General features: G+C 60.3%; 28 protein-coding genes. 27 read left to right on the top strand and 1 reads right to left on the bottom strand.

Translation table 11 applies throughout. The annotated features are described in order from the left end of the window. The first annotated feature begins 3 nt into the window (after positions 1 to 3). From rpsS to bfr, 25 genes are all read left to right on the top strand, one after another. A complete protein-coding gene (rpsS, locus tag G4G71_RS29370) occupies positions 4 to 279 on the top strand; it encodes a 30S ribosomal protein S19 (protein WP_017521902.1) in 276 nt (91 codons plus the stop codon). Positions 280 to 291: 12 nt separating this feature from the next. After that, entirely contained in the window at positions 292 to 624 is a 333-nt protein-coding gene (gene rplV / locus G4G71_RS29365; RefSeq protein ID WP_015475325.1) for a 50S ribosomal protein L22, read from the top strand. Positions 625 to 637: 13 nt separating this feature from the next. Further along, on the top strand, positions 638 to 1324 hold the full coding sequence (gene rpsC / locus G4G71_RS29360) for a 30S ribosomal protein S3 (protein ID WP_024767387.1): 687 nt from the start codon (positions 638 to 640) through the stop codon (positions 1322 to 1324). An 11-nt stretch (positions 1325 to 1335) separates the two neighbouring features. Then, the gene (gene rplP, locus G4G71_RS29355) at positions 1336 to 1749 is read left to right on the top strand and encodes a 50S ribosomal protein L16 (protein WP_009617163.1); all 414 of its coding nucleotides are present in this window, start codon (positions 1336 to 1338) and stop codon (positions 1747 to 1749) included. Beyond that, positions 1749 to 1940 (top strand): 50S ribosomal protein L29, encoded by a 192-nt coding sequence (rpmC, locus tag G4G71_RS29350; RefSeq protein ID WP_003093720.1) that lies wholly within the window; start codon positions 1749 to 1751, stop codon positions 1938 to 1940. Before rplP ends, rpmC begins: the two co-directional genes overlap by 1 nt. 2 nt (positions 1941 to 1942) lie before the next feature. Then, positions 1943 to 2209: a 30S ribosomal protein S17 gene (rpsQ, locus tag G4G71_RS29345; RefSeq protein WP_024767386.1), complete on the top strand. Its 267-nt coding sequence runs from the start codon at positions 1943 to 1945 to the stop codon at positions 2207 to 2209. Between the two features lie 16 nt (positions 2210 to 2225). Then, positions 2226 to 2594 carry a 50S ribosomal protein L14 gene (gene rplN, locus G4G71_RS29340; RefSeq protein WP_017521901.1) on the top strand — a complete coding sequence of 123 codons (369 nt, stop codon included), beginning with the start codon at positions 2226 to 2228 and terminating at the stop codon, positions 2592 to 2594. 12 nt (positions 2595 to 2606) lie between these two features. Continuing rightward, positions 2607 to 2921 carry a 50S ribosomal protein L24 gene (gene rplX, locus G4G71_RS29335; protein WP_045215317.1) on the top strand — a complete coding sequence of 105 codons (315 nt, stop codon included), beginning with the start codon at positions 2607 to 2609 and terminating at the stop codon, positions 2919 to 2921. A gap of 19 nt (positions 2922 to 2940) precedes the next feature. After that, positions 2941 to 3480 (top strand): 50S ribosomal protein L5, encoded by a 540-nt coding sequence (gene rplE, locus G4G71_RS29330; RefSeq protein ID WP_169942329.1) that lies wholly within the window; start codon positions 2941 to 2943, stop codon positions 3478 to 3480. A gap of 13 nt (positions 3481 to 3493) precedes the next feature. Then, positions 3494 to 3799 carry a 30S ribosomal protein S14 gene (gene rpsN / locus G4G71_RS29325; protein WP_024767384.1) on the top strand — a complete coding sequence of 102 codons (306 nt, stop codon included), beginning with the start codon at positions 3494 to 3496 and terminating at the stop codon, positions 3797 to 3799. 188 nt (positions 3800 to 3987) lie between these two features. Further along, a complete protein-coding gene (rpsH, locus tag G4G71_RS29320) occupies positions 3988 to 4380 on the top strand; it encodes a 30S ribosomal protein S8 (RefSeq protein WP_015475331.1) in 393 nt (130 codons plus the stop codon). Between the two features lie 11 nt (positions 4381 to 4391). Beyond that, on the top strand, positions 4392 to 4925 hold the full coding sequence (gene rplF, locus G4G71_RS29315; RefSeq protein WP_015475332.1) for a 50S ribosomal protein L6: 534 nt from the start codon (positions 4392 to 4394) through the stop codon (positions 4923 to 4925). A gap of 10 nt (positions 4926 to 4935) precedes the next feature. After that, entirely contained in the window at positions 4936 to 5286 is a 351-nt protein-coding gene (gene rplR / locus G4G71_RS29310; RefSeq protein ID WP_017521897.1) for a 50S ribosomal protein L18, read from the top strand. Positions 5287 to 5289: 3 nt separating this feature from the next. Further along, entirely contained in the window at positions 5290 to 5790 is a 501-nt protein-coding gene (gene rpsE, locus G4G71_RS29305; protein ID WP_009617173.1) for a 30S ribosomal protein S5, read from the top strand. Between the two features lie 2 nt (positions 5791 to 5792). Further along, positions 5793 to 5969 carry a 50S ribosomal protein L30 gene (gene rpmD / locus G4G71_RS29300; RefSeq protein WP_169942327.1) on the top strand — a complete coding sequence of 59 codons (177 nt, stop codon included), beginning with the start codon at positions 5793 to 5795 and terminating at the stop codon, positions 5967 to 5969. 3 nt (positions 5970 to 5972) lie between these two features. Continuing rightward, complete coding sequence (rplO, locus tag G4G71_RS29295) at positions 5973 to 6407, top strand: 50S ribosomal protein L15 (RefSeq protein ID WP_045215310.1); 435 nt, start codon at positions 5973 to 5975, stop codon at positions 6405 to 6407. Then, on the top strand, positions 6408 to 7739 hold the full coding sequence (gene secY, locus G4G71_RS29290) for a preprotein translocase subunit SecY (RefSeq protein ID WP_024767080.1): 1332 nt from the start codon (positions 6408 to 6410) through the stop codon (positions 7737 to 7739). Between the two features lie 24 nt (positions 7740 to 7763). Beyond that, positions 7764 to 7880, top strand: a complete 117-nt coding sequence (gene rpmJ / locus G4G71_RS29285) for a 50S ribosomal protein L36 (protein WP_045215308.1) — start codon at positions 7764 to 7766, stop codon at positions 7878 to 7880. A 130-nt stretch (positions 7881 to 8010) separates the two neighbouring features. Beyond that, the gene (rpsM, locus tag G4G71_RS29280; protein ID WP_024767079.1) at positions 8011 to 8367 is read left to right on the top strand and encodes a 30S ribosomal protein S13; all 357 of its coding nucleotides are present in this window, start codon (positions 8011 to 8013) and stop codon (positions 8365 to 8367) included. Positions 8368 to 8385: 18 nt separating this feature from the next. After that, entirely contained in the window at positions 8386 to 8775 is a 390-nt protein-coding gene (gene rpsK / locus G4G71_RS29275; protein WP_003093689.1) for a 30S ribosomal protein S11, read from the top strand. Between the two features lie 16 nt (positions 8776 to 8791). Continuing rightward, on the top strand, positions 8792 to 9412 hold the full coding sequence (gene rpsD / locus G4G71_RS29270) for a 30S ribosomal protein S4 (protein ID WP_054906702.1): 621 nt from the start codon (positions 8792 to 8794) through the stop codon (positions 9410 to 9412). A 22-nt stretch (positions 9413 to 9434) separates the two neighbouring features. Continuing rightward, entirely contained in the window at positions 9435 to 10436 is a 1002-nt protein-coding gene (locus G4G71_RS29265) for a DNA-directed RNA polymerase subunit alpha (RefSeq protein ID WP_024767078.1), read from the top strand. A 43-nt stretch (positions 10437 to 10479) separates the two neighbouring features. Further along, positions 10480 to 10869 carry a 50S ribosomal protein L17 gene (gene rplQ / locus G4G71_RS29260; RefSeq protein ID WP_169942325.1) on the top strand — a complete coding sequence of 130 codons (390 nt, stop codon included), beginning with the start codon at positions 10480 to 10482 and terminating at the stop codon, positions 10867 to 10869. Positions 10870 to 11141: 272 nt separating this feature from the next. Further along, a complete protein-coding gene (gene katA, locus G4G71_RS29255; protein ID WP_169942323.1) occupies positions 11142 to 12590 on the top strand; it encodes a catalase KatA in 1449 nt (482 codons plus the stop codon). Positions 12591 to 12724: 134 nt separating this feature from the next. Then, a complete protein-coding gene (gene bfr / locus G4G71_RS29250) occupies positions 12725 to 13189 on the top strand; it encodes a bacterioferritin (RefSeq protein ID WP_169942321.1) in 465 nt (154 codons plus the stop codon). A 196-nt stretch (positions 13190 to 13385) separates the two neighbouring features. On the opposite strand, the gene uvrA is transcribed toward bfr, so the two are convergent. Beyond that, positions 13386 to 16220 (bottom strand): excinuclease ABC subunit UvrA, encoded by a 2835-nt coding sequence (gene uvrA, locus G4G71_RS29245; protein WP_169942319.1) that lies wholly within the window; start codon positions 16218 to 16220, stop codon positions 13386 to 13388. Between the two features lie 214 nt (positions 16221 to 16434). On the opposite strand from uvrA, the gene G4G71_RS29240 reads away from it, so the two are divergent. Next, a complete protein-coding gene (locus G4G71_RS29240; RefSeq protein WP_169942317.1) occupies positions 16435 to 17823 on the top strand; it encodes an MFS transporter in 1389 nt (462 codons plus the stop codon). Positions 17824 to 17841: 18 nt separating this feature from the next. Further along, positions 17842 to 18339, top strand: coding sequence for a single-stranded DNA-binding protein (gene ssb / locus G4G71_RS29235; protein ID WP_017521888.1), 498 nt, complete (start codon positions 17842 to 17844; stop codon positions 18337 to 18339). Positions 18340 to 18434 lie beyond the last annotated feature (95 nt).

Here is an 18434-nt window from a genome sequence, read left to right as displayed (position 1 = left end):
ACAGTGCCACGTTCTCTGAAAAAAGGTCCTTTTATCGATCTTCACCTGCTGAAGAAGATCGAAGTGGCGGTAGAAAAGAACGACCGCAAGCCGATCAAGACCTGGTCGCGCCGTTCTATGATCATGCCGCACATGGTTGGTCTGACCATCGCTGTCCACAACGGCCGTCAACACGTGCCGGTTCTGGTCAACGAAGACATGGTCGGTCACAAACTCGGCGAGTTCGCTGCTACCCGCACTTATCGTGGGCACGCTGCGGACAAGAAAGCCAAGCGTTAAGGGGTAAGGAAGATGGAAGTAGCCGCTAAGCTCTCGGGCGCTCGTATCTCCGCCCAGAAAGCCCGCTTGGTCGCCGACCAGATCCGCGGGAAGAAGGTGGGCGACGCGCTCAACCTCCTGGCTTTCAGCAACAAGAAAGCCGCCGAGATCATGAAGAAAGTGCTGGAGTCGGCCGTTGCCAACGCCGAGCACAACGAAGGCGCCGATGTAGACGATCTCAAAGTCTCCACCGTCTTCGTCAACGAAGGTCGTTCGCTCAAGCGCATCATGCCGCGTGCCAAAGGCCGTGCTGATCGCATCGTCAAGCGGTCTTGCCATATCACTGTCAAGGTTGCGGACAAGTAACGGAGTCGATCAGATGGGTCAGAAAGTACATCCCAATGGCATCCGCCTGGGTATCGTCAAGGAGCACACCTCCGTTTGGTACGCAGATAAGCGCACTTACGCCGATTATCTGTTCGCCGACCTGAAGGTACGTGAGTATCTCCAAGACAAACTAAAAAGCGCGTCCGTAAGCCGTATCGATATCCATCGCCCGGCCCAAACCGCACGCATCACCATCCACACCGCTCGTCCCGGCATCGTGATCGGCAAGAAAGGTGAAGATGTTGAGAAGCTGCGTCAGGACCTGACCAAGCAAATGGGTGTGCCTGTGCACATCAACATCGAAGAGATCCGCAAGCCGGAACTCGACGGTATGCTGGTTGCGCAAAGCGTAGCTCAGCAGCTGGAGCGCCGCGTTATGTTCCGTCGCGCCATGAAGCGCGCTGTACAGAACGCCATGCGCATTGGTGCCAAAGGCATCAAGATCCAGGTAAGCGGTCGTCTGGGCGGCGCTGAAATCGCTCGTACCGAGTGGTATCGCGAAGGTCGTGTGCCCCTGCACACCCTGCGTGCCGACATCGACTACGCAACCTACGAAGCGCACACCACCTACGGTGTGATCGGTGTGAAGGTTTGGATCTTCAAAGGCGAGGTCATTGGTGGCCGCCAGGAAGAGCTGAAGCCCCAAGCGCCCGCTCCTCGTAAAAAAGCTGCTAAGTAAGGAGTACGCAAATGCTGCAACCCAAGCGTACGAAGTTCCGCAAGCAAATGACCGGTCACAACCGTGGCCTGGCTCATCGCGGTTCTAAAGTCAGCTTCGGCGAGTTCGCCCTCAAGGCAACCAGCCGTGGCCGTCTCACCGCGCGTCAGATCGAGTCCGCACGTCGTGCGCTGACCCGTCACGTAAAACGTGGCGGCAAGATCTGGATCCGCGTATTCCCCGACAAGCCTGTTACCAAGAAGCCCCTGGAAGTACGTATGGGTAAAGGTAAGGGCGGCGTCGAGTACTGGGTAGCCCAGATTCAACCGGGCAAGGTCCTGTACGAGATCGAGGGTGTATCCGAAGAGCTGGCGCGTGAGGCATTCGCCCTGGCTGCTGCAAAGCTGCCGCTCGCCACCTCCTTTGTTAAGCGGACGGTGATGTGATGAAAGCGAATGAACTTCGTGAAAAATCCGTTGAGCAGCTGAACGAGCAACTGCTCGGCCTGCTGCGCGACCAGTTCAATCTGCGCATGCAGAAAGCAACTGGCCAGTTGGGGCAGTCTCACCTGCTCTCGCAGGTTAAGCGCGATATCGCTCGCGTGAAAACTGTGCTCAACCAGCAAGCAGGTAAGTAATCATGGCTGAAGCTCAGAAAACCGTCCGTACGCTGACTGGCCGCGTCGTCAGCGACAAGATGGACAAGACCGTTACCGTTCTGATCGAGCGTCGCGTAAAGCACCCGATCTACGGCAAATACGTGAAGCGTTCGACCAAACTGCACGCCCACGACGAAACCAATCAGTGCCGCATTGGTGACCTGGTCACCATTCGCGAAACTCGTCCGCTGGCCAAAACCAAGGCCTGGACCCTGGTTGATGTCGTCGAGCGCGCGGTTGAAGTCTAAGGGTCGGAGATAGAAGATGATTCAGACTCAATCCATGCTCGAAGTCGCTGATAACAGCGGCGCGCGTCGCGTAATGTGCATCAAGGTACTCGGCGGTTCCCACCGCCGTTACGCCGGCATTGGCGACATCATCAAGGTCACCGTCAAGGAAGCGATTCCTCGTGGCAAGGTGAAGAAGGGCCAGGTAATGACTGCTGTGGTCGTTCGCACCAAGCACGGCGTACGTCGTACCGACGGTTCCATCATTCGCTTCGACGGCAACGCCGCCGTCCTGCTGAACAACAAGCAGGAGCCGATCGGCACCCGTATCTTCGGGCCCGTGACTCGTGAACTTCGTACTGAGAAGTTCATGAAGATCGTCTCCCTTGCCCCAGAAGTGCTGTAAGGAGTAGCCGTCATGCAAAAAATTCGTCGTGACGACGAAGTCATCGTCATTGCCGGCAAGGACAAGGGCAAGCGTGGCAAAGTGATCAAGGTTCTGGCTGACGACCGTCTGGTCGTTGGCGGTGTGAACCTGGTCAAGCGCCACACCAAGCCCAACCCCATGCTCAACCAGCAAGGCGGGATCGTCGAGAAGGAGGCGCCTCTGCACGTCTCCAACGTCGCCATCTTCAACGCTGAAACCAACAAGGCTGACCGCGTTGGTTTCAAAGTCGAAGACGGTAAGAAGATTCGTGTCTTCAAGTCGACCCAGAAACCGGTTCAGGCTTGAGGGAGCTAGGTAGATCACCATGGCACGATTGAAAGAAATTTATCGGAAGGAAATCGCTCCCAAGCTGAAGCAAGAGCTGCAGCTGGGCAACGTGATGGAAGTTCCGCGCGTTACCAAAATCACCCTGAACATGGGTCTTGGCGAAGCTGTTGGTGACAAGAAAGTCATCGAAAGCGCCGTAGCTGATCTGGAAAAGATCGCGGGTCAGAAGCCGGTTGTGACTTACGCTCGTAAGTCCATCGCTGGCTTCAAGATTCGTGAAGGCTGGCCAATCGGCGTGAAAGTCACCCTGCGTGGCGATCGCATGTACGAGTTCCTGGACCGTCTGCTGTCGATCTCCCTGCCGCGTGTTCGTGACTTCCGCGGTCTGAACGCCAAGTCCTTCGACGGCCGTGGCAACTACAGCATGGGCGTCAAAGAGCAGATCATCTTCCCGGAAATCGATTACGACAAGATCGATGCCCTCCGCGGTATGGATATCACTCTGACCACTACCGCGCGTTCGGATGATGAAGGTCGTGCCCTGCTGCGCGCCTTCAAATTCCCGTTCCGCAACTGATTGGAGTAGGACCATGGCTAAAGAGAGCATGAAGAACCGTGAGCTGAAGCGTCAGCGCACGGTAGCCAAGTACGCCAAAAAGCGTGCCGAGCTGAAAGCGATCATTGTTAATCCGAGCACCACTGCGGAAGATCGTTGGAATGCCCAGGTCGCCCTGCAGAAGCAACCGCGTGACGCGAGCGCCAGCCGCCTGCGTAACCGTTGCCGTCTGACCGGTCGTCCGCACGGTTACTACCGCAAGTTCGGCCTGAGCCGTAACAAGCTGCGTGAAGCAGCAATGCGCGGTGACGTACCGGGCCTGGTGAAAGCCAGCTGGTAAGTGCTACACGGAGCCGGAAACGGCTCCGTTGATCGCTTTGCGAAGCAAGCCCCCTTGTGGGGCTTGATTCGTTTTTGAGCGATCTCTAGAATACCCGGCTCCCCCGAGCCCGGGTTTAGTTCGCCTGGCGTTATGAGGGCGAGTTGTGAAGTTGAAGGCTTATCTTTTGTATCAGGAGCATTAAGCCCATGAGTATGCAGGACCCGTTAGCAGACATGCTAACTCGCATCCGTAATGCCCAGATGGCTGAGAAGACCGTCGTGAGCATGCCGTCTTCCAAGCTGAAAGCGGCAGTCGCCAAAGTCCTCAAGGACGAAGGTTACATTGCGGATTTCCAAGTCACCGCCGAGGCTAAGCCTCTGCTGTCGATCGAGCTGAAGTACTTCGAAGGCAAGCCTGTCATCGAGGAAGTGAAGCGAATCAGCCGTCCTGGCCTGCGCCAGTACAAATCCGTAGACCAGCTGCCGAAAGTTCGTGGCGGCCTGGGTGTTTCGATCGTCTCCACCAACAAAGGTGTGATGACTGATCGTGCTGCCCGTGCCGCTGGTGTCGGTGGCGAAGTGCTCTGCACTGTGTTCTAAGGGGAATCAGCATGTCTCGCGTTGCTAAGAACCCCGTCATTCTGCCCGCTGGCGTTGAAATCAAGCTGGCTGGTCAGGAACTTTCGATCAAGGGTGCCAAAGGCGCTCTCGAGCTGAAAGTACATCCGTCCGTCGAAGTCATTCAGGACAACGGTGAGCTGCGTTTCGCTGCGCGTAACGGCGATCAGCAGACCCGTGCCATGGCCGGTACCACCCGCGCTCTGGTCAACAACATGGTAATCGGCGTCAGCCAGGGCTTCGAGCGCAAGCTCCAGCTGGTCGGCGTTGGTTACAAGGCGCAGGCCAAAGGCCAAGTGCTGTCCCTGGCTCTCGGCTTCTCCCACCCGGTTGATTACGAACTGCCTGCCGGCATCGTCGCGGAAACCCCCAGCCAGACCGACATCCTGATCAAGGGTATCGACAAGCAGCTGGTTGGCCAGGTTGCCGCGGAAATCCGCGACTTCCGTCCGCCGGAGCCGTACAAAGGCAAGGGCGTGCGTTACGCCGACGAAGTCGTCCTTCGTAAAGAAGCCAAGAAGAAGTAGGGCATAGCAAATGAGCGTCAAGAAAGAAACCCGTCTGCGCCGCGCTCGCAAGGCTCGCCTGAAGATGCGCGAACTGGAAGCCGTACGCCTCTGCGTGTACCGCTCCTCCCAGCACATCTACGCCCAGGTTATTGCAGCCGACGGCGGCAAGGTCCTGGCCAGCGCCTCGACCCTGGACAAGGAACTGCGCGAAGCTGCCACTGGCAACGTCGACGCAGCCAAGAAAGTTGGTCAACTGGTCGCGGAACGCGCCAAGGCTGCCGGCGTCACTCAGGTGGCGTTCGACCGTTCTGGCTTCAAGTACCACGGTCGTATCAAGGCCCTGGCTGATGCCGCTCGTGAAGGCGGTCTGGAGTTCTAAGTTATGGCAAACAACGATCAAAAGCGCGACGAAGGCTACATCGAGAAGCTGGTTCAAGTGAACCGCGTCGCCAAAACCGTAAAAGGTGGCCGTATCTTCGCCTTCACCGCGCTGACCGTGGTTGGCGATGGCAAGGGCCGTGTTGGCTTCGGTCGTGGCAAGGCGCGTGAAGTGCCGGCCGCTATCCAGAAGGCAATGGAAGCTGCTCGCCGCAACATGATCCAGGTTGATCTGAACGGCACCACCCTGCAGTACCCGACCAAGTCCGCCCATGGCGCCTCCAAGGTGTACATGCAGCCGGCTTCCGAAGGTACCGGCATCATCGCCGGCGGCGCCATGCGTGCTGTCCTGGAAGTTGCTGGCGTGCAGAACGTTCTGGCGAAGTGCTACGGCTCCACCAACCCGGTGAACGTGGTCTACGCAACCTTCAAGGGCCTGAAGAACATGCAGTCCCCTGAGTCGGTAGCGGCCAAGCGTGGCAAGAGCGTCGAGGAGATTCTCTAACCATGGCAACTGTCAAAGTTACTCTGATCAAGAGCGTGAACGGCCGTCTGGCCAATCACAAGGCTTGCGTTAAAGGCCTCGGCCTGCGTCGCATTAATCACACCGTCGAAGTTCAGGACACTCCTGAAAACCGCGGCATGATTAACAAGGCCTACTACCTGCTGCGTGTGGAGGGTTAATCCATGCAACTGAACGATCTGCGTTCCGCGCCGGGTGCCCGTCGCGAAAAGCACCGTCCGGGCCGTGGTATCGGTAGCGGTCTGGGCAAGACCGGTGGCCGTGGCCACAAGGGTCAAACCTCCCGCTCCGGTGGCTCCATCGCTCCGGGCTTCGAGGGTGGTCAGCAGCCGCTGCACCGTCGTCTGCCGAAGTTCGGCTTCAACTCGCTGAAAGCCATGGATCGCGCAGAAGTGCGTACCTCCGAGCTGGCCAAGGTCGAGGGTGATGTCGTTACCGTGCAGTCCCTGAAGGATGCCAACGTGATTAACCAGAACGTACAGCGTGTGAAAGTCATGCTGTCGGGCGACGTTACTCGCGCGGTCACTCTGAAAGGCATCGGCGCCACCAAGGGCGCTCGTGCGGCTATCGAAGCAGCTGGCGGCAAAATCGAGGACTAAATGGCTAAGCAAGGTGCTCTCTCTGCGCTGAGCAACGGTGGTGGTTTGTCCGAGCTCTGGGCACGTCTGCGTTTCCTGTTCCTGGCGATCATCGTCTATCGGATCGGCGCGCATATCCCAGTCCCGGGCATCAACCCCGATCGCTTGGCGGCACTGTTCCGGCAGAACGAGGGGACCATTCTTAGCCTCTTCAACATGTTTTCCGGCGGCGCGCTGGAGCGCATGAGTATCTTTGCACTGGGGATCATGCCGTACATCTCGGCATCGATCATCATGCAGCTCATGACCGCTATCAGCCCGCAGCTGGAGCAGTTGAAGAAAGAGGGTGAGTCTGGGCGTCGCAAGATCAGCCAGTACACCCGCTACGCAACTCTCGTCCTGGCTCTCGTCCAGGCCATTGGCATGTCCATTGGTCTGGGTAGCCAGGGTGTGGCCTTCTCCAACGACTTCGGCTTCTACTTCGTGTCGGTCACCACCTTCGTGGCGGGTGCGCTGTTCATGATGTGGCTGGGTGAGCAGATCACCGAGCGGGGTGTCGGCAACGGCATCTCCATGTTGATCTTCTCCGGTATCGTCGCAGGCCTGCCCCGAGCAATCGGCCAGTCCTTCGAGTCCGCGCGTCAAGGTGACATCAACATCTTCGCCCTGATCGCCATCGGCCTGCTGGCTGTGGCAATCATTGCGTTCGTGGTGTTCATCGAGCGTGGGCAGCGTCGTATCGCTGTGCATTACGCCAAGCGCCAGCAAGGTCGCAAGGTGTTTGCCGCCCAGACGAGCCATCTGCCGCTGAAAGTGAACATGGCGGGTGTCATTCCCGCGATCTTCGCCAGCAGCATCCTGCTGTTCCCGGCATCCCTGGGTGCCTGGTTCGGTCAGTCGGAAGGCCTGGGTTGGCTGCAGGACGTCGCGCAAGCGATCGCTCCTGGTCAGCCGCTGAACATTCTGCTGTTTAGTGCAGGGATCGTTTTCTTCTGCTTCTTCTACACAGCGCTGATGTTCAACCCGAAGGACGTGGCGGAAAACCTCAAGAAGTCCGGTGCATTTATTCCGGGTATTCGTCCGGGTGAACAGTCGGCTCGCTATATCGATGGCGTACTGACTCGTTTGACCATGTTCGGTGCCCTGTACATGACGGCTGTGTGTCTGCTGCCCCAGTTCCTGGTCGTAGCTGCCCACGTACCGTTCTACCTTGGCGGGACCTCGTTGCTGATCGTGGTCGTGGTTGTGATGGACTTTATGGCTCAAGTACAATCGCACCTCGTTTCTCACCAGTACGAATCCCTCATGAAGAAAGCCAACCTGAAGGGCTATGGCAGCGGTCTGCTGCGCTAACCCGTAAGGTTCGAGGAGTCACTGATGAAAGTTCGTGCATCGGTTAAGAAGCTGTGCCGTAACTGCAAGATCGTCCGTCGCGAAGGCGTCGTTCGTGTGATCTGCAGCTCGGAGCCGCGTCACAAGCAGCGCCAAGGCTGAGTGTGAACCACGCGTTATAACCCGGCAGCTAGTGTGCTGCCGGGTTGATTATTTGTTTTTACAGCGCTAATATCCGCGCCCTTTCTTGGCTCCCTGGGCGCCGGGTAGCTGTCAATTGGAGTTTTTCTGAATGGCCCGTATTGCAGGCGTAAACATTCCGGATAACAAGCACACTGTTATCTCGCTGACCTACATCTATGGTGTTGGTCGCACTACCGCACAGAGCATCTGTGCAGCCACCGGCATCAGCCCGGCTGTAAAGATCAAAGAGCTGAGCGAAGAGCAGATCGATTCGCTGCGTACCGAAGTGGCCAAACTGACCACCGAAGGTGACCTGCGTCGCGAAATCAACATGAATATCAAGCGTCTGATGGACCTCGGTTGCTACCGCGGTCTGCGTCATCGTCGCGGTCTGCCGGTTCGCGGTCAGCGTACCAAGACCAACGCGCGCACCCGTAAGGGCCCGCGTAAGCCGATCCGCAAGTAATCGCTTAGGAATATAGTCATGGCAAAACCTGCTGCTCGTCCTCGCAAGAAAGTCAAAAAGACGGTGGTTGACGGGATCGCGCATATCCACGCGTCCTTCAACAACACCATCGTTACCATCACTGATCGTCAGGGCAACGCCCTGTCCTGGGCCACTTCCGGTGGTTCGGGCTTCCGTGGCTCGCGTAAGAGCACTCCGTTCGCTGCCCAGGTAGCGGCCGAGCGTGCCGGCCAGGCTGCTCTGGAATACGGTCTGAAGAACCTTGACGTCAACGTCAAAGGCCCGGGCCCGGGTCGCGAGTCGGCTGTTCGTGCGCTGAATGCCTGCGGTTACAAGATCGCCAGCATCACCGACGTAACCCCGATCCCGCATAACGGCTGCCGTCCGCCGAAAAAGCGTCGCGTGTAATAGGAGACAGTGAGAAATGGCTCGTTACATTGGTCCCAAGTGCAAACTGTCCCGCCGCGAAGGCACTGATCTCTTCCTGAAGAGCGGCGTTCGTGCCCTCGACTCGAAGTGCAAGGCAGAACAAGTTCCCGGCCAGCATGGCCAGCGTCGTGGTCGTCTGTCCGACTACGGTCTGCAGCTGCGCGAGAAACAAAAAGTTCGCCGCATCTACGGCGTTCTGGAACGTCAGTTCCGTGGCTACTATCAGGAAGCGTCCCGCCGCAAGGGCTCCACAGGTGAAAACCTGCTGCAGCTGCTTGAGTGCCGTCTGGACAACGTCGTCTACCGTATGGGCTTCGGTTCCACTCGTTCCGAATCCCGTCAGCTGGTGTCCCACAAGACCATCAGCGTCAACGGTCAGACCGTAAACGTACCGTCCTACCAGGTCAAAGCCGGTGATGTCGTTGCTGTTCGCGAGAAATCGAAGAACCAGCTGCGTATCGCCCAAGCTCTGGACCTGTGCGCCCAGCGCGGTCGCGTTGAGTGGGTCGACGTGGACACCGACAAGAAAGCTGGCACCTTCAAAAGTGTCCCGGCTCGTGCCGATCTGTCCGCCGACATCAACGAAAACCTGATTGTCGAGCTCTACTCCAAGTAAGGGCTAGAAAATAGGTGCATCCATGCAGAGTTCGGTAAATGAGTTCCTGACCCCCCGCCACATTGATGTGCAGGTGGTCAGCCAAACCCGCGCCAAGATCACCCTCGAGCCTCTCGAGCGTGGTTTCGGCCATACTTTGGGCAACGCGCTGCGTCGCATCCTGTTGTCCTCCATGCCCGGCTGTGCGGTAGTCGAGGCCGAGATCGACGGCGTACTCCACGAGTACTCCGCCATCGAAGGTGTTCAGGAAGACGTCATCGAGATCCTGCTCAACCTGAAAGGCCTGGCCATCAAGCTGCACGGCCGTGACGAAGTGACGCTGACCCTGGCGAAAAAGGGCTCGGGTGTGGTGACCGCTGCCGATATTCAGCTGGATCATGATGTCGAGATCGTCAACGGTGACCATGTTATCGCCCACCTGGCTGATAACGGCGCGCTGAATATGAAGCTGAAAGTCGCTCGTGGCCGTGGCTACGAGCCGGCTGATGCCCGCACCAGCGATGAAGACGAAAGCCGTAGCATTGGCCGTCTTCAGCTCGATGCGTCGTTCAGCCCCGTACGTCGTGTTGCCTACGTGGTCGAGAACGCCCGTGTCGAACAGCGTACCAACCTGGACAAGCTTGTCCTCGATCTGGAAACCAACGGCACCCTGGACCCTGAAGAGGCTATCCGTCGCGCCGCTACCATCCTGCAACAGCAGCTGGCAGCGTTCGTGGACCTCAAAGGCGACAGCGAGCCCGTCGTTGAAGAGCAGGAAGACGAGATCGATCCGATCCTGCTGCGTCCGGTCGATGACCTGGAGCTGACCGTTCGTTCGGCCAACTGCCTCAAGGCGGAGAACATCTATTACATCGGTGACCTGATTCAGCGCACCGAAGTAGAGCTGTTGAAAACTCCGAACCTGGGCAAGAAGTCCCTGACCGAAATCAAGGACGTTCTGGCCTCTCGCGGTCTGTCCCTCGGTATGCGCCTCGATAACTGGCCGCCGGCAAGTCTTAAGAAAGACGACAAGGCTACTGCCTGATCGTCGTAGCTACCGAACGTAAAGTTTGGAAAGGAATTGAACCATGCGCCATCGTAAAAGTGGTCGTCACCTGAGCCGTACCAGCTCGCACCGCAAGGCCATGTTCCAAAACATGGCTGTGTCGCTGTTCGAGCACGAGCTGATCAAAACCACCCTGCCCAAGGCCAAGGAACTGCGTCGCGTTGCCGAGCCGCTGATCACCCTGGCTAAAGTGGATAGCGTTGCCAACCGTCGTCTCGCTTTCGACCGTACCCGTTCGAAAGAAGCCGTAGGCAAGCTGTTCAACGAACTGGGCAAGCGCTACGCCAACCGTCCGGGCGGCTACCTGCGCATCCTGAAGTGCGGCTTCCGCGCCGGCGACAATGCCCCCATGGCATACGTCGAACTGATTGACCGCGCTGTTGGCGGCCAAGCAGTAGAAGCTGCAGAGTAAGGTTTACGCCTTATAAGAAACCGGGCCTTGTGCCCGGTTTTTTATCGCCTGGAGAAAAGTTTTTATCTATTGATCGGCTCGAATCAATAAATTGGCTTATCAAGTCTCTTGTCACCGATCCTTAACGCCGTCGACTTCTACTGCTTGCTGAGCTGGATCAACAGCCGCAATGCCGTTGGAGGCGCTTAATTGTCCGATTGGGATGTCGGGCCGAGCCTTCTGCCTCCGCAGTTTGCCGGCATACAGGCATCCCGCCGTTGAGGAGAGTAACGATGAGCGACAACACCCGTCTGACGACTGCAGCTGGAGCTCCGGTCGCCGATAACCAGAACGTCCAGACCGCCGGCCCGCGGGGTCCGATGCTGCTGCAGGATGTCTGGTTCCTGGAAAAACTGGCGCACTTCGACCGCGAAGTGATCCCTGAGCGTCGCATGCATGCCAAGGGCTCCGCGGCCTACGGTACCTTCACCGTCACCCAGGACATCACCCGCTATACCCGCGCCAAGCTGTTCTCCCAGGTCGGCAAGCAGACTCCCCTGTTCCTGCGCTTCTCCACCGTGGCCGGCGAGCGTGGCGCAGCAGACGCCGAGCGCGATATTCGTGGCTTCGCCCTGAAGTTCTACACCGAGGAAGGCAACTGGGACCTGGTCGGCAACAACACCCCGGTCTTCTACTTCCGCGATCCGCTGAAATTCCCCGACCTGAACCACGTGGTAAAGCGCGATCCGCGCACCAACCTGCGCAACGCCACGCTGAAATGGGACTTCTTCTCTCACCTGCCCGAAGCCCTTCACCAGTTGACCATCGACTTCAGCGACCGCGGCCTGCCTCGCAGCTACCGTCACGTCCATGGTTTTGGCAGCCACACGTTCAGCTTCATCAATGCCGGCAACGAACGCTTCTGGGTCAAGTTCCACTTCAAGACCCAACAGGGCATCGAGAACCTGAGCAACGAGGAAGCGGCGAAACTGGTCGGCGCCGACCGCGAGAGCTCCCAGCGCGATCTGTATGAGGCCATCGAGCGCGGCGACTTCCCGCGCTGGAAAATGTATGTACAGGTGATGCCGGAGAAGGAGGCGTCGACCTACCGCTACAACCCGTTCGACCTGACGAAGGTCTGGCCGCACGGCGACTATCCGCTGATCGAGGTGGGCTACTTCGAGCTCAATCGCAACCCGGCGAACTACTTCGCCGAGGTTGAGCAGTCTGCTTTCAGCCCGGCAAACATCGTTCCCGGCATCGGTTTCTCGCCGGACAAGATGCTCCAGGGTCGCCTGTTCTCCTACGGCGATGCACACCGCTATCGCCTGGGCGTGAACCACCACCAGATCCCGGTGAATGCTGCGCGCAACAACCCGCGCATCTATCACCGCGACGGCGCCATGCGGGTGGACGGCAATAACGGTGACATGTCCGTCACCTACGAGCCGAACAGCTTCAGCCAATGGCAGGAACAGCCGGATTACTCCGAGCCGCCGCTGACCCTGGAAGGCAGCGCCGACCACTGGAACCACCGTGTCGACGACGATTACTACAGTCAGCCCGCCGCACTGTTCCGTCTGTTCGACGAAGCGCAACGGCAGCGCCTGTACGAGAACATCGCCGGGGACATGGCAGGCGTGCCGGAAGCGATCCAGCGCCGTCAGCTCGCGCTGTTCTTCAAGATCGACCCGGCCTACGGTGAAGGCGTCGCCAAGGCGCTGGGCCTGAAGCTCGACTAAGCTGAAACCGTTCTACCAGCCGCCCTCTTCGGAGGGCGGTTGCGTTTGTGGGGCATCGCGGACTTGACCCCGGTCATGGCCAGTCGCGACCATAGCGCCGTTTAATTCGCTGTCACGTCCCAGGGAGAAGGCTGATGCAAGGCCACGCCGAGGTTATCGATTATCTCAACACGCTGCTGACCGGTGAGCTGGCCGCTCGCGACCAGTACTTCATCCACTCGCGCATGTACGAGGACTGGGGCTTCACCAAGCTCTACGAGCGTCTCAACCACGAGATGGAAGAGGAAACCCAGCACGCCGATGCGTTGCTGCGCCGCATCCTGCTGCTCGAAGGCGTCCCGCGCATGCGCCCGGACGACATCCACCCGGGCAAGACCGTGCCGGAAATGCTGGAAGCCGACCTTAAGCTGGAGCGCCATGTTCGTGCGGCCCTGGCCAAGGGCATTGCGCTGTGCGAGAAGCACAAAGACTTCGTCACGCGCGATATCCTGCGCGTGCAGTTGACTGATACCGAGGAAGACCACGCCTATTGGCTGGAGCAGCAACTCGGCCTGATCGCCAAGATGGGGCTGGAGAACTACCTGCAGTCGCAGATCTGATTCGCGGCTCTAGATCGGATGAGCCCTCGATGCTTGCGTATCGAGGGCTTTTGTTTTGTGGGAGCGAGCTTCTCGCGAACCGCCTGACATCTGCCTGGGCGGGAAACGCTGTTCGCGAGCAAGCTCGCTCCTACAGGTGCCAAAGAAAAAGCCCCTGCGCCGATCGGCGACAGGGGCTTTTTCATACCGGCGCGGATCAGGCCCGATCACGCTCCAGCAGTGGCTTGAGGAAGTGCCCGGTGTGCGACACCTCCAGCTCCGCCACTTGCTCCGGGGTTCCGGTGGCAATGATCTGGCCACCCTTGGAACCGCCCTCGGGACCTAGGTCGACCAGCCAGTCGGCGGTCTTGATCACGTCCAGGTTGTGCTCGATCACCACCACGGTATTGCCGTGGTCGCGCAGGCGGTGCAGCACGTCGAGCAGTTGCTGGATATCCGCGAAGTGCAGGCCGGTGGTCGGCTCGTCGAGGATGTACAGGGTCTTGCCGGTATCGCGCTTGGACAGCTCGCGGGACAGCTTCACCCGTTGCGCCTCGCCGCCGGACAAGGTGGTCGCACTCTGTCCCAGCTTGATGTACGACAGGCCAACATCCATTAGCGTCTGCAGCTTGCGGGCGATGGCGGGGACGGCGTCGAAGAACGCACGGGCGTCCTCGATGGTCATGTCCAGCACTTCGGTGATGCTCTTGCCCTTGTAGCGGACTTCCAGGGTTTCGCGGTTGTAGCGCTTGCCCTTGCAGACGTCGCAGGGGACGTAGATGTCCGGCAGGAAGTGCATCTCCACCTTGATCACGCCATCGCCCTGGCAGGCCTCGCAGCGGCCGCCCTTGACGTTGAAGGAGAAGCGCCCCGGACCATAGCCGCGCGAGCGCGACTCCGGCACGCCAGCGAACAGCTCGCGGATTGGCGTGAACAGCCCGGTGTAGGTCGCCGGGTTGGAGCGCGGGGTGCGGCCGATCGGGCTCTGGTCGATGTCCACTACCTTGTCCAGATGCTGCAGGCCGTCGAACGACTCGTAAGGCGCGACTTCCAGCGTGGTGGCGCCGTTGAGCGCGGTAGCGGTGATCGGGAACAGGGTGTTGTTGATCAGCGTCGACTTGCCCGAGCCCGACACGCCGGTGATGCAGGTGAACAGGCCGACCGGGATTTCCAGGTTGACGTTCTGCAGGTTGTTGCCGCGCGCGCCCTTGAGCTTGAGCAACTGCTTCTTGTTGCGCGGGGTGCGTTCGGCGGGCACGACGATCTTGGTGCGGCCGGAGAGGTAGGCACCAGTAACCGAATCCGGGTGGTCCATGACCTGCTGCGGCGTGCCCTCGGCGACGATCTGCCCGCCATGTACGCCGGCGCCGGGGCCGATATCGACCACGTAGTCGGCGAGGCGGATGGCGTCCTCGTCGTGCTCGACCACGATCACCGTGTTGCCCAGGTTGCGCAGGTGGGTGAGGGTGCCCAGCAGGCGCTCGTTGTCGCGCTGGTGCAGGCCGATGGAGGGTTCGTCGAGGATGTACATGACGCCGACCAGGCCCGCGCCGATCTGGCTGGCCAGGCGGATGCGCTGGGCCTCGCCGCCGGAGAGGGTGTCCGCACTGCGGTCCAGGGTCAGGTAGTCGAGGCCGACGTTGACCAGGAACTGCAGGCGCTCGCGGATTTCCTTGAGGATCTTCGAGGCGATCTCGCCGCGGCGGCCGGTCAGGGTCAGGCTCTCGGCGTACTCGCAGGCGGTGCCCACCGGCATCGAGGTGATTGCCGGCAGCGTCTTGTCGCCGACCCACACATGGCGGGCCTCGCGGCGCAGACGGGTACCGTGGCAGTCCGGGCAGGGCTGGGTGCTGAGGAACTTGGCCAGTTCCTCGCGCACGGTGGCCGATTCGGTTTCGCGGTAGCGGCGCTCCAGGTTCGGCAGGATGCCTTCGAACGGGTGCGCGCGCTTGACGATGTCGCCGCGGTCATTGAGGTAGCGGAACTCGACGTTCTCGCGGCCCGAGCCATTGAGGATGAACTTCTGGTGATCCGGGTCGAGGTCCTGGAAGGGCTCTTCCAGGCTGAAGCCGAAGTGCCCGGCCAGCGAGCCGAGCATCTGGAAGTAGTAGACGTTGCGCCTGTCCCAGCCGCGAATCGCACCCTCGGCCAGGGTCAGCTCGCCGTTGACCACCCGGCGCGCGTCGAAGAACTGCTTCACGCCCAGGCCATCGCAGGTCGAGCAGGCGCCGGCCGGGTTGTTGAAGGAGAACAGCTTGGGTTCCAGCTCGCTGATCGAGTGGCCGCAGATCGGGCAGGCGAAGCGCGCGGAGAAGATGATTTCCTCGCCTTCTTCGTCGTCCATGGGCGCGACCAGCGCGATGCCGTCCGCCAGGTTGATCGCTGTCTCGAAGGATTCCGCCAGACGCTGCTGCAGGTCGCCGCGCACCTTGAAGCGGTCCACTACCACGTCGATGGAGTGCTTGAGCTTCTTGTCCAGCTTGGGCACTTCGTCCAGCTCGTACAGCTTGCCGTTGACGCGGGCACGGACGAAGCCCTGGGCGCGCATCTCGTCGAACACCGCCAGGTGCTCGCCCTTGCGCTCGCGGATCACCGGGGCCAGCAGCATCAGGCGGCGGCCCTCGGGCAGCGCCAGCACCTGGTCGACCATCTGGCTGACGGTCTGCGCTTCCAGCGGGATGTCGTGGTCCGGGCAGCGCGGAATACCGACGCGGGCGTAGAGCAGGCGCAGGTAGTCGTAGATCTCGGTGATGGTGCCCACGGTGGAACGCGGGTTGTGGGAGGTGGACTTCTGCTCGATGGAGATCGCCGGCGACAGACCTTCGATGGTGTCGACGTCGGGCTTTTCCATCATCGAGAGGAACTGCCGGGCGTAGGCCGACAGGGATTCCACGTAACGGCGCTGGCCCTCGGCGTAGAGCGTATCGAAGGCCAGGGAAGACTTGCCGGAACCGGACAGGCCGGTAATCACGATCAGCTTGTCGCGCGGCAGGGTCAGGTCGATGTTCTTCAGGTTGTGGGTACGTGCCCCACGGATGAGGATCTTGTCCACAGCGGCCTCGCATGGCGGGCGAAAACTATCGATTATACGGGGCGTGGCGGGTACGCGGCAAAGTAGCGCGTGTGTGCCCTTGGACCTCGGGGCTGGTAGAATGCGCGGCTATTTTTCGGCGCTGGCGACAGCCGGCCCTTTGCGGCTTGGAAGGCCGCGCCGTCACGGGAGCCATTGAGCGCATTCCCGACATCCGTCTTCCCACGAGGGGCTTATGCACGATTCCCACACTGAGCGCATGAGTGGCACAGAACTCCGGGCGACTTCCGGCCTGGCCCTGCTCTATGCCTTCCGTATGCTTGGCATGTTCATGCTGCTGCCGGTCATGATGACCTACGGTATGGAGCTGGCGGACGCAACGCCGGCCCTGATCGGCTTCGCCATGGGCGCCTACGGCCTGACCCAGGCGGTGCTGCAGATTCCGCTGGGCACGCTGTCCGACCGCATTGGCCGCCGCGCGATCATCGTCGTCGGCCTGCTGGTGTTCGCCGTCGGCGCTGCCGTTGCGGCGAGCTCCGACACGATCTGGGGCGTCATCGCCGGCCGGGTGATCCAGGGCGCCGGGGCGATTTCCGCGGTGGTCATGGCACTGCTCTCCGACCTGACCCGCGAACAGCACCGGACCAAGGCCATGGCGATCATCGGCATGAGCATCGGTGTTTCCTTTGCCGCCTCGATGGTCGCCGGCCCCGTGCTGACCCACTGGTTCGGCCTGCACGGGCTGTTCTGGTTCACCTCCGGCATGGCGCTGGTGGGCATCCTGATCATTCTCTTCATGGTGCCGGTGCCGGATCACCGCATGCAGCACCGTGAGTCCAGCGTTGCCAAGCAGTCGCTGATCCCGACCCTGAAGAACGGCGATCTGTTGCGCCTGGACGTCGGCATTCTGGTCCTGCACGCGATTCTCATGGCCAGCTTCGTCGCGCTGCCGCTGGCGCTGGTGGAGCGCGCCGGGCTGCCCAAGGAGCAACACTGGTGGGTCTACCTGACGGCGCTGCTGATCGGCTTCTTCGCCATGGTGCCGTTCATCATCTACGCCGAGAAAAAGCGCCAGATGAAACGCGTGCTGGCCGGCGCGGTGGCGACCCTGATGCTCTGTGAACTGTTCTTCTGGGAGTTCGGCAACAGCCTCAAGGAACTGGTGTTCGGCATCGTCGTCTACTTCACCGCATTCAATCTTCTGGAGGCTTCGCTGCCTTCGCTGGTGAGCAAGGTGTCGCCGGCCGGCGGCAAGGGCACGGCGATGGGCGTGTACTCCACCAGCCAGTTCCTCGGCGCCGCGGTAGGTGGCATTCTCGGTGGCTGGATGTACCAGCACGGCGGGCTCGACGGGGTGTTCATCGGCTGCGCGGTGCTGGCTGCCATCTGGCTGGCGATTGCTGTTACCATGCGCGAACCGCCTTATGTAACGAGTATTCGCCTGCCTCTTTCCGATGAGGCCCTGCGCGATGCTTCGTTGGCTGAGCGTTTCAAGGCATTGCCCGGTGTGAGCGATGTGATGGTGGTCGTTGAAGAAGCGGCCGCTTATGTCAAAGTGGATTCCCAACAAGTTGATCGCACGTCCCTCGAGCGCCTCGCCGGCGCCGAGCAGGCGACGTGCTGAAGCCTTTAGGAGAGCGTCATGGCCCGTGGGGTTAACAAAGTCATTCTGGTCGGTAACGTCGGTGGCGATCCGGAAACCCGTTACATGCCCAACGGCAACGCGGTGACCAACGTCACCCTGGCCACCAGCGAGAGCTGGAAGGACAAGCAGACCGGCCAGCAGCAGGAGCGTACCGAGTGGCACCGCGTGGTGTTCTTCGGTCGCCTGGCTGAGATCGTCGCCGAGTACGTGCGCAAGGGCTCGCAGATCTACGTCGAAGGCAGCCTGCGCACTCGCAAATGGCAGGGCCAGGACGGTCAGGACAAGTACACCACCGAGATCGTGGTCGACATCAACGGCAACATGCAGCTGCTGGGCGGCCGTCCGGGCGCCGGTGGTGACGATGCTCCGCGCGCTCCCCGCGAGCCGCAGCAGCGTCCGCAGCAGGCCCAGCGTCCTGCGCCGCAGCAGCAGTCCCAGCCCGCGCCGCAACCGGCTCCGGACTACGACAGCTTCGACGACGATATTCCGTTCTGACGGAGCCATCGCCAGCCAGCTTCACCGAACCCCCTGCGACGCAAGTCCCAGGGGGTTTTTGTTGTGCACAGCCGGCCCACCACGCCGCTGGAAAC

This window comes from Pseudomonas multiresinivorans (assembly GCF_012971725.1).
GTDB lineage: Bacteria > Pseudomonadota > Gammaproteobacteria > Pseudomonadales > Pseudomonadaceae > Pseudomonas > Pseudomonas multiresinivorans.
This window is presented reverse-complemented; position numbering and strand designations above follow the sequence as displayed.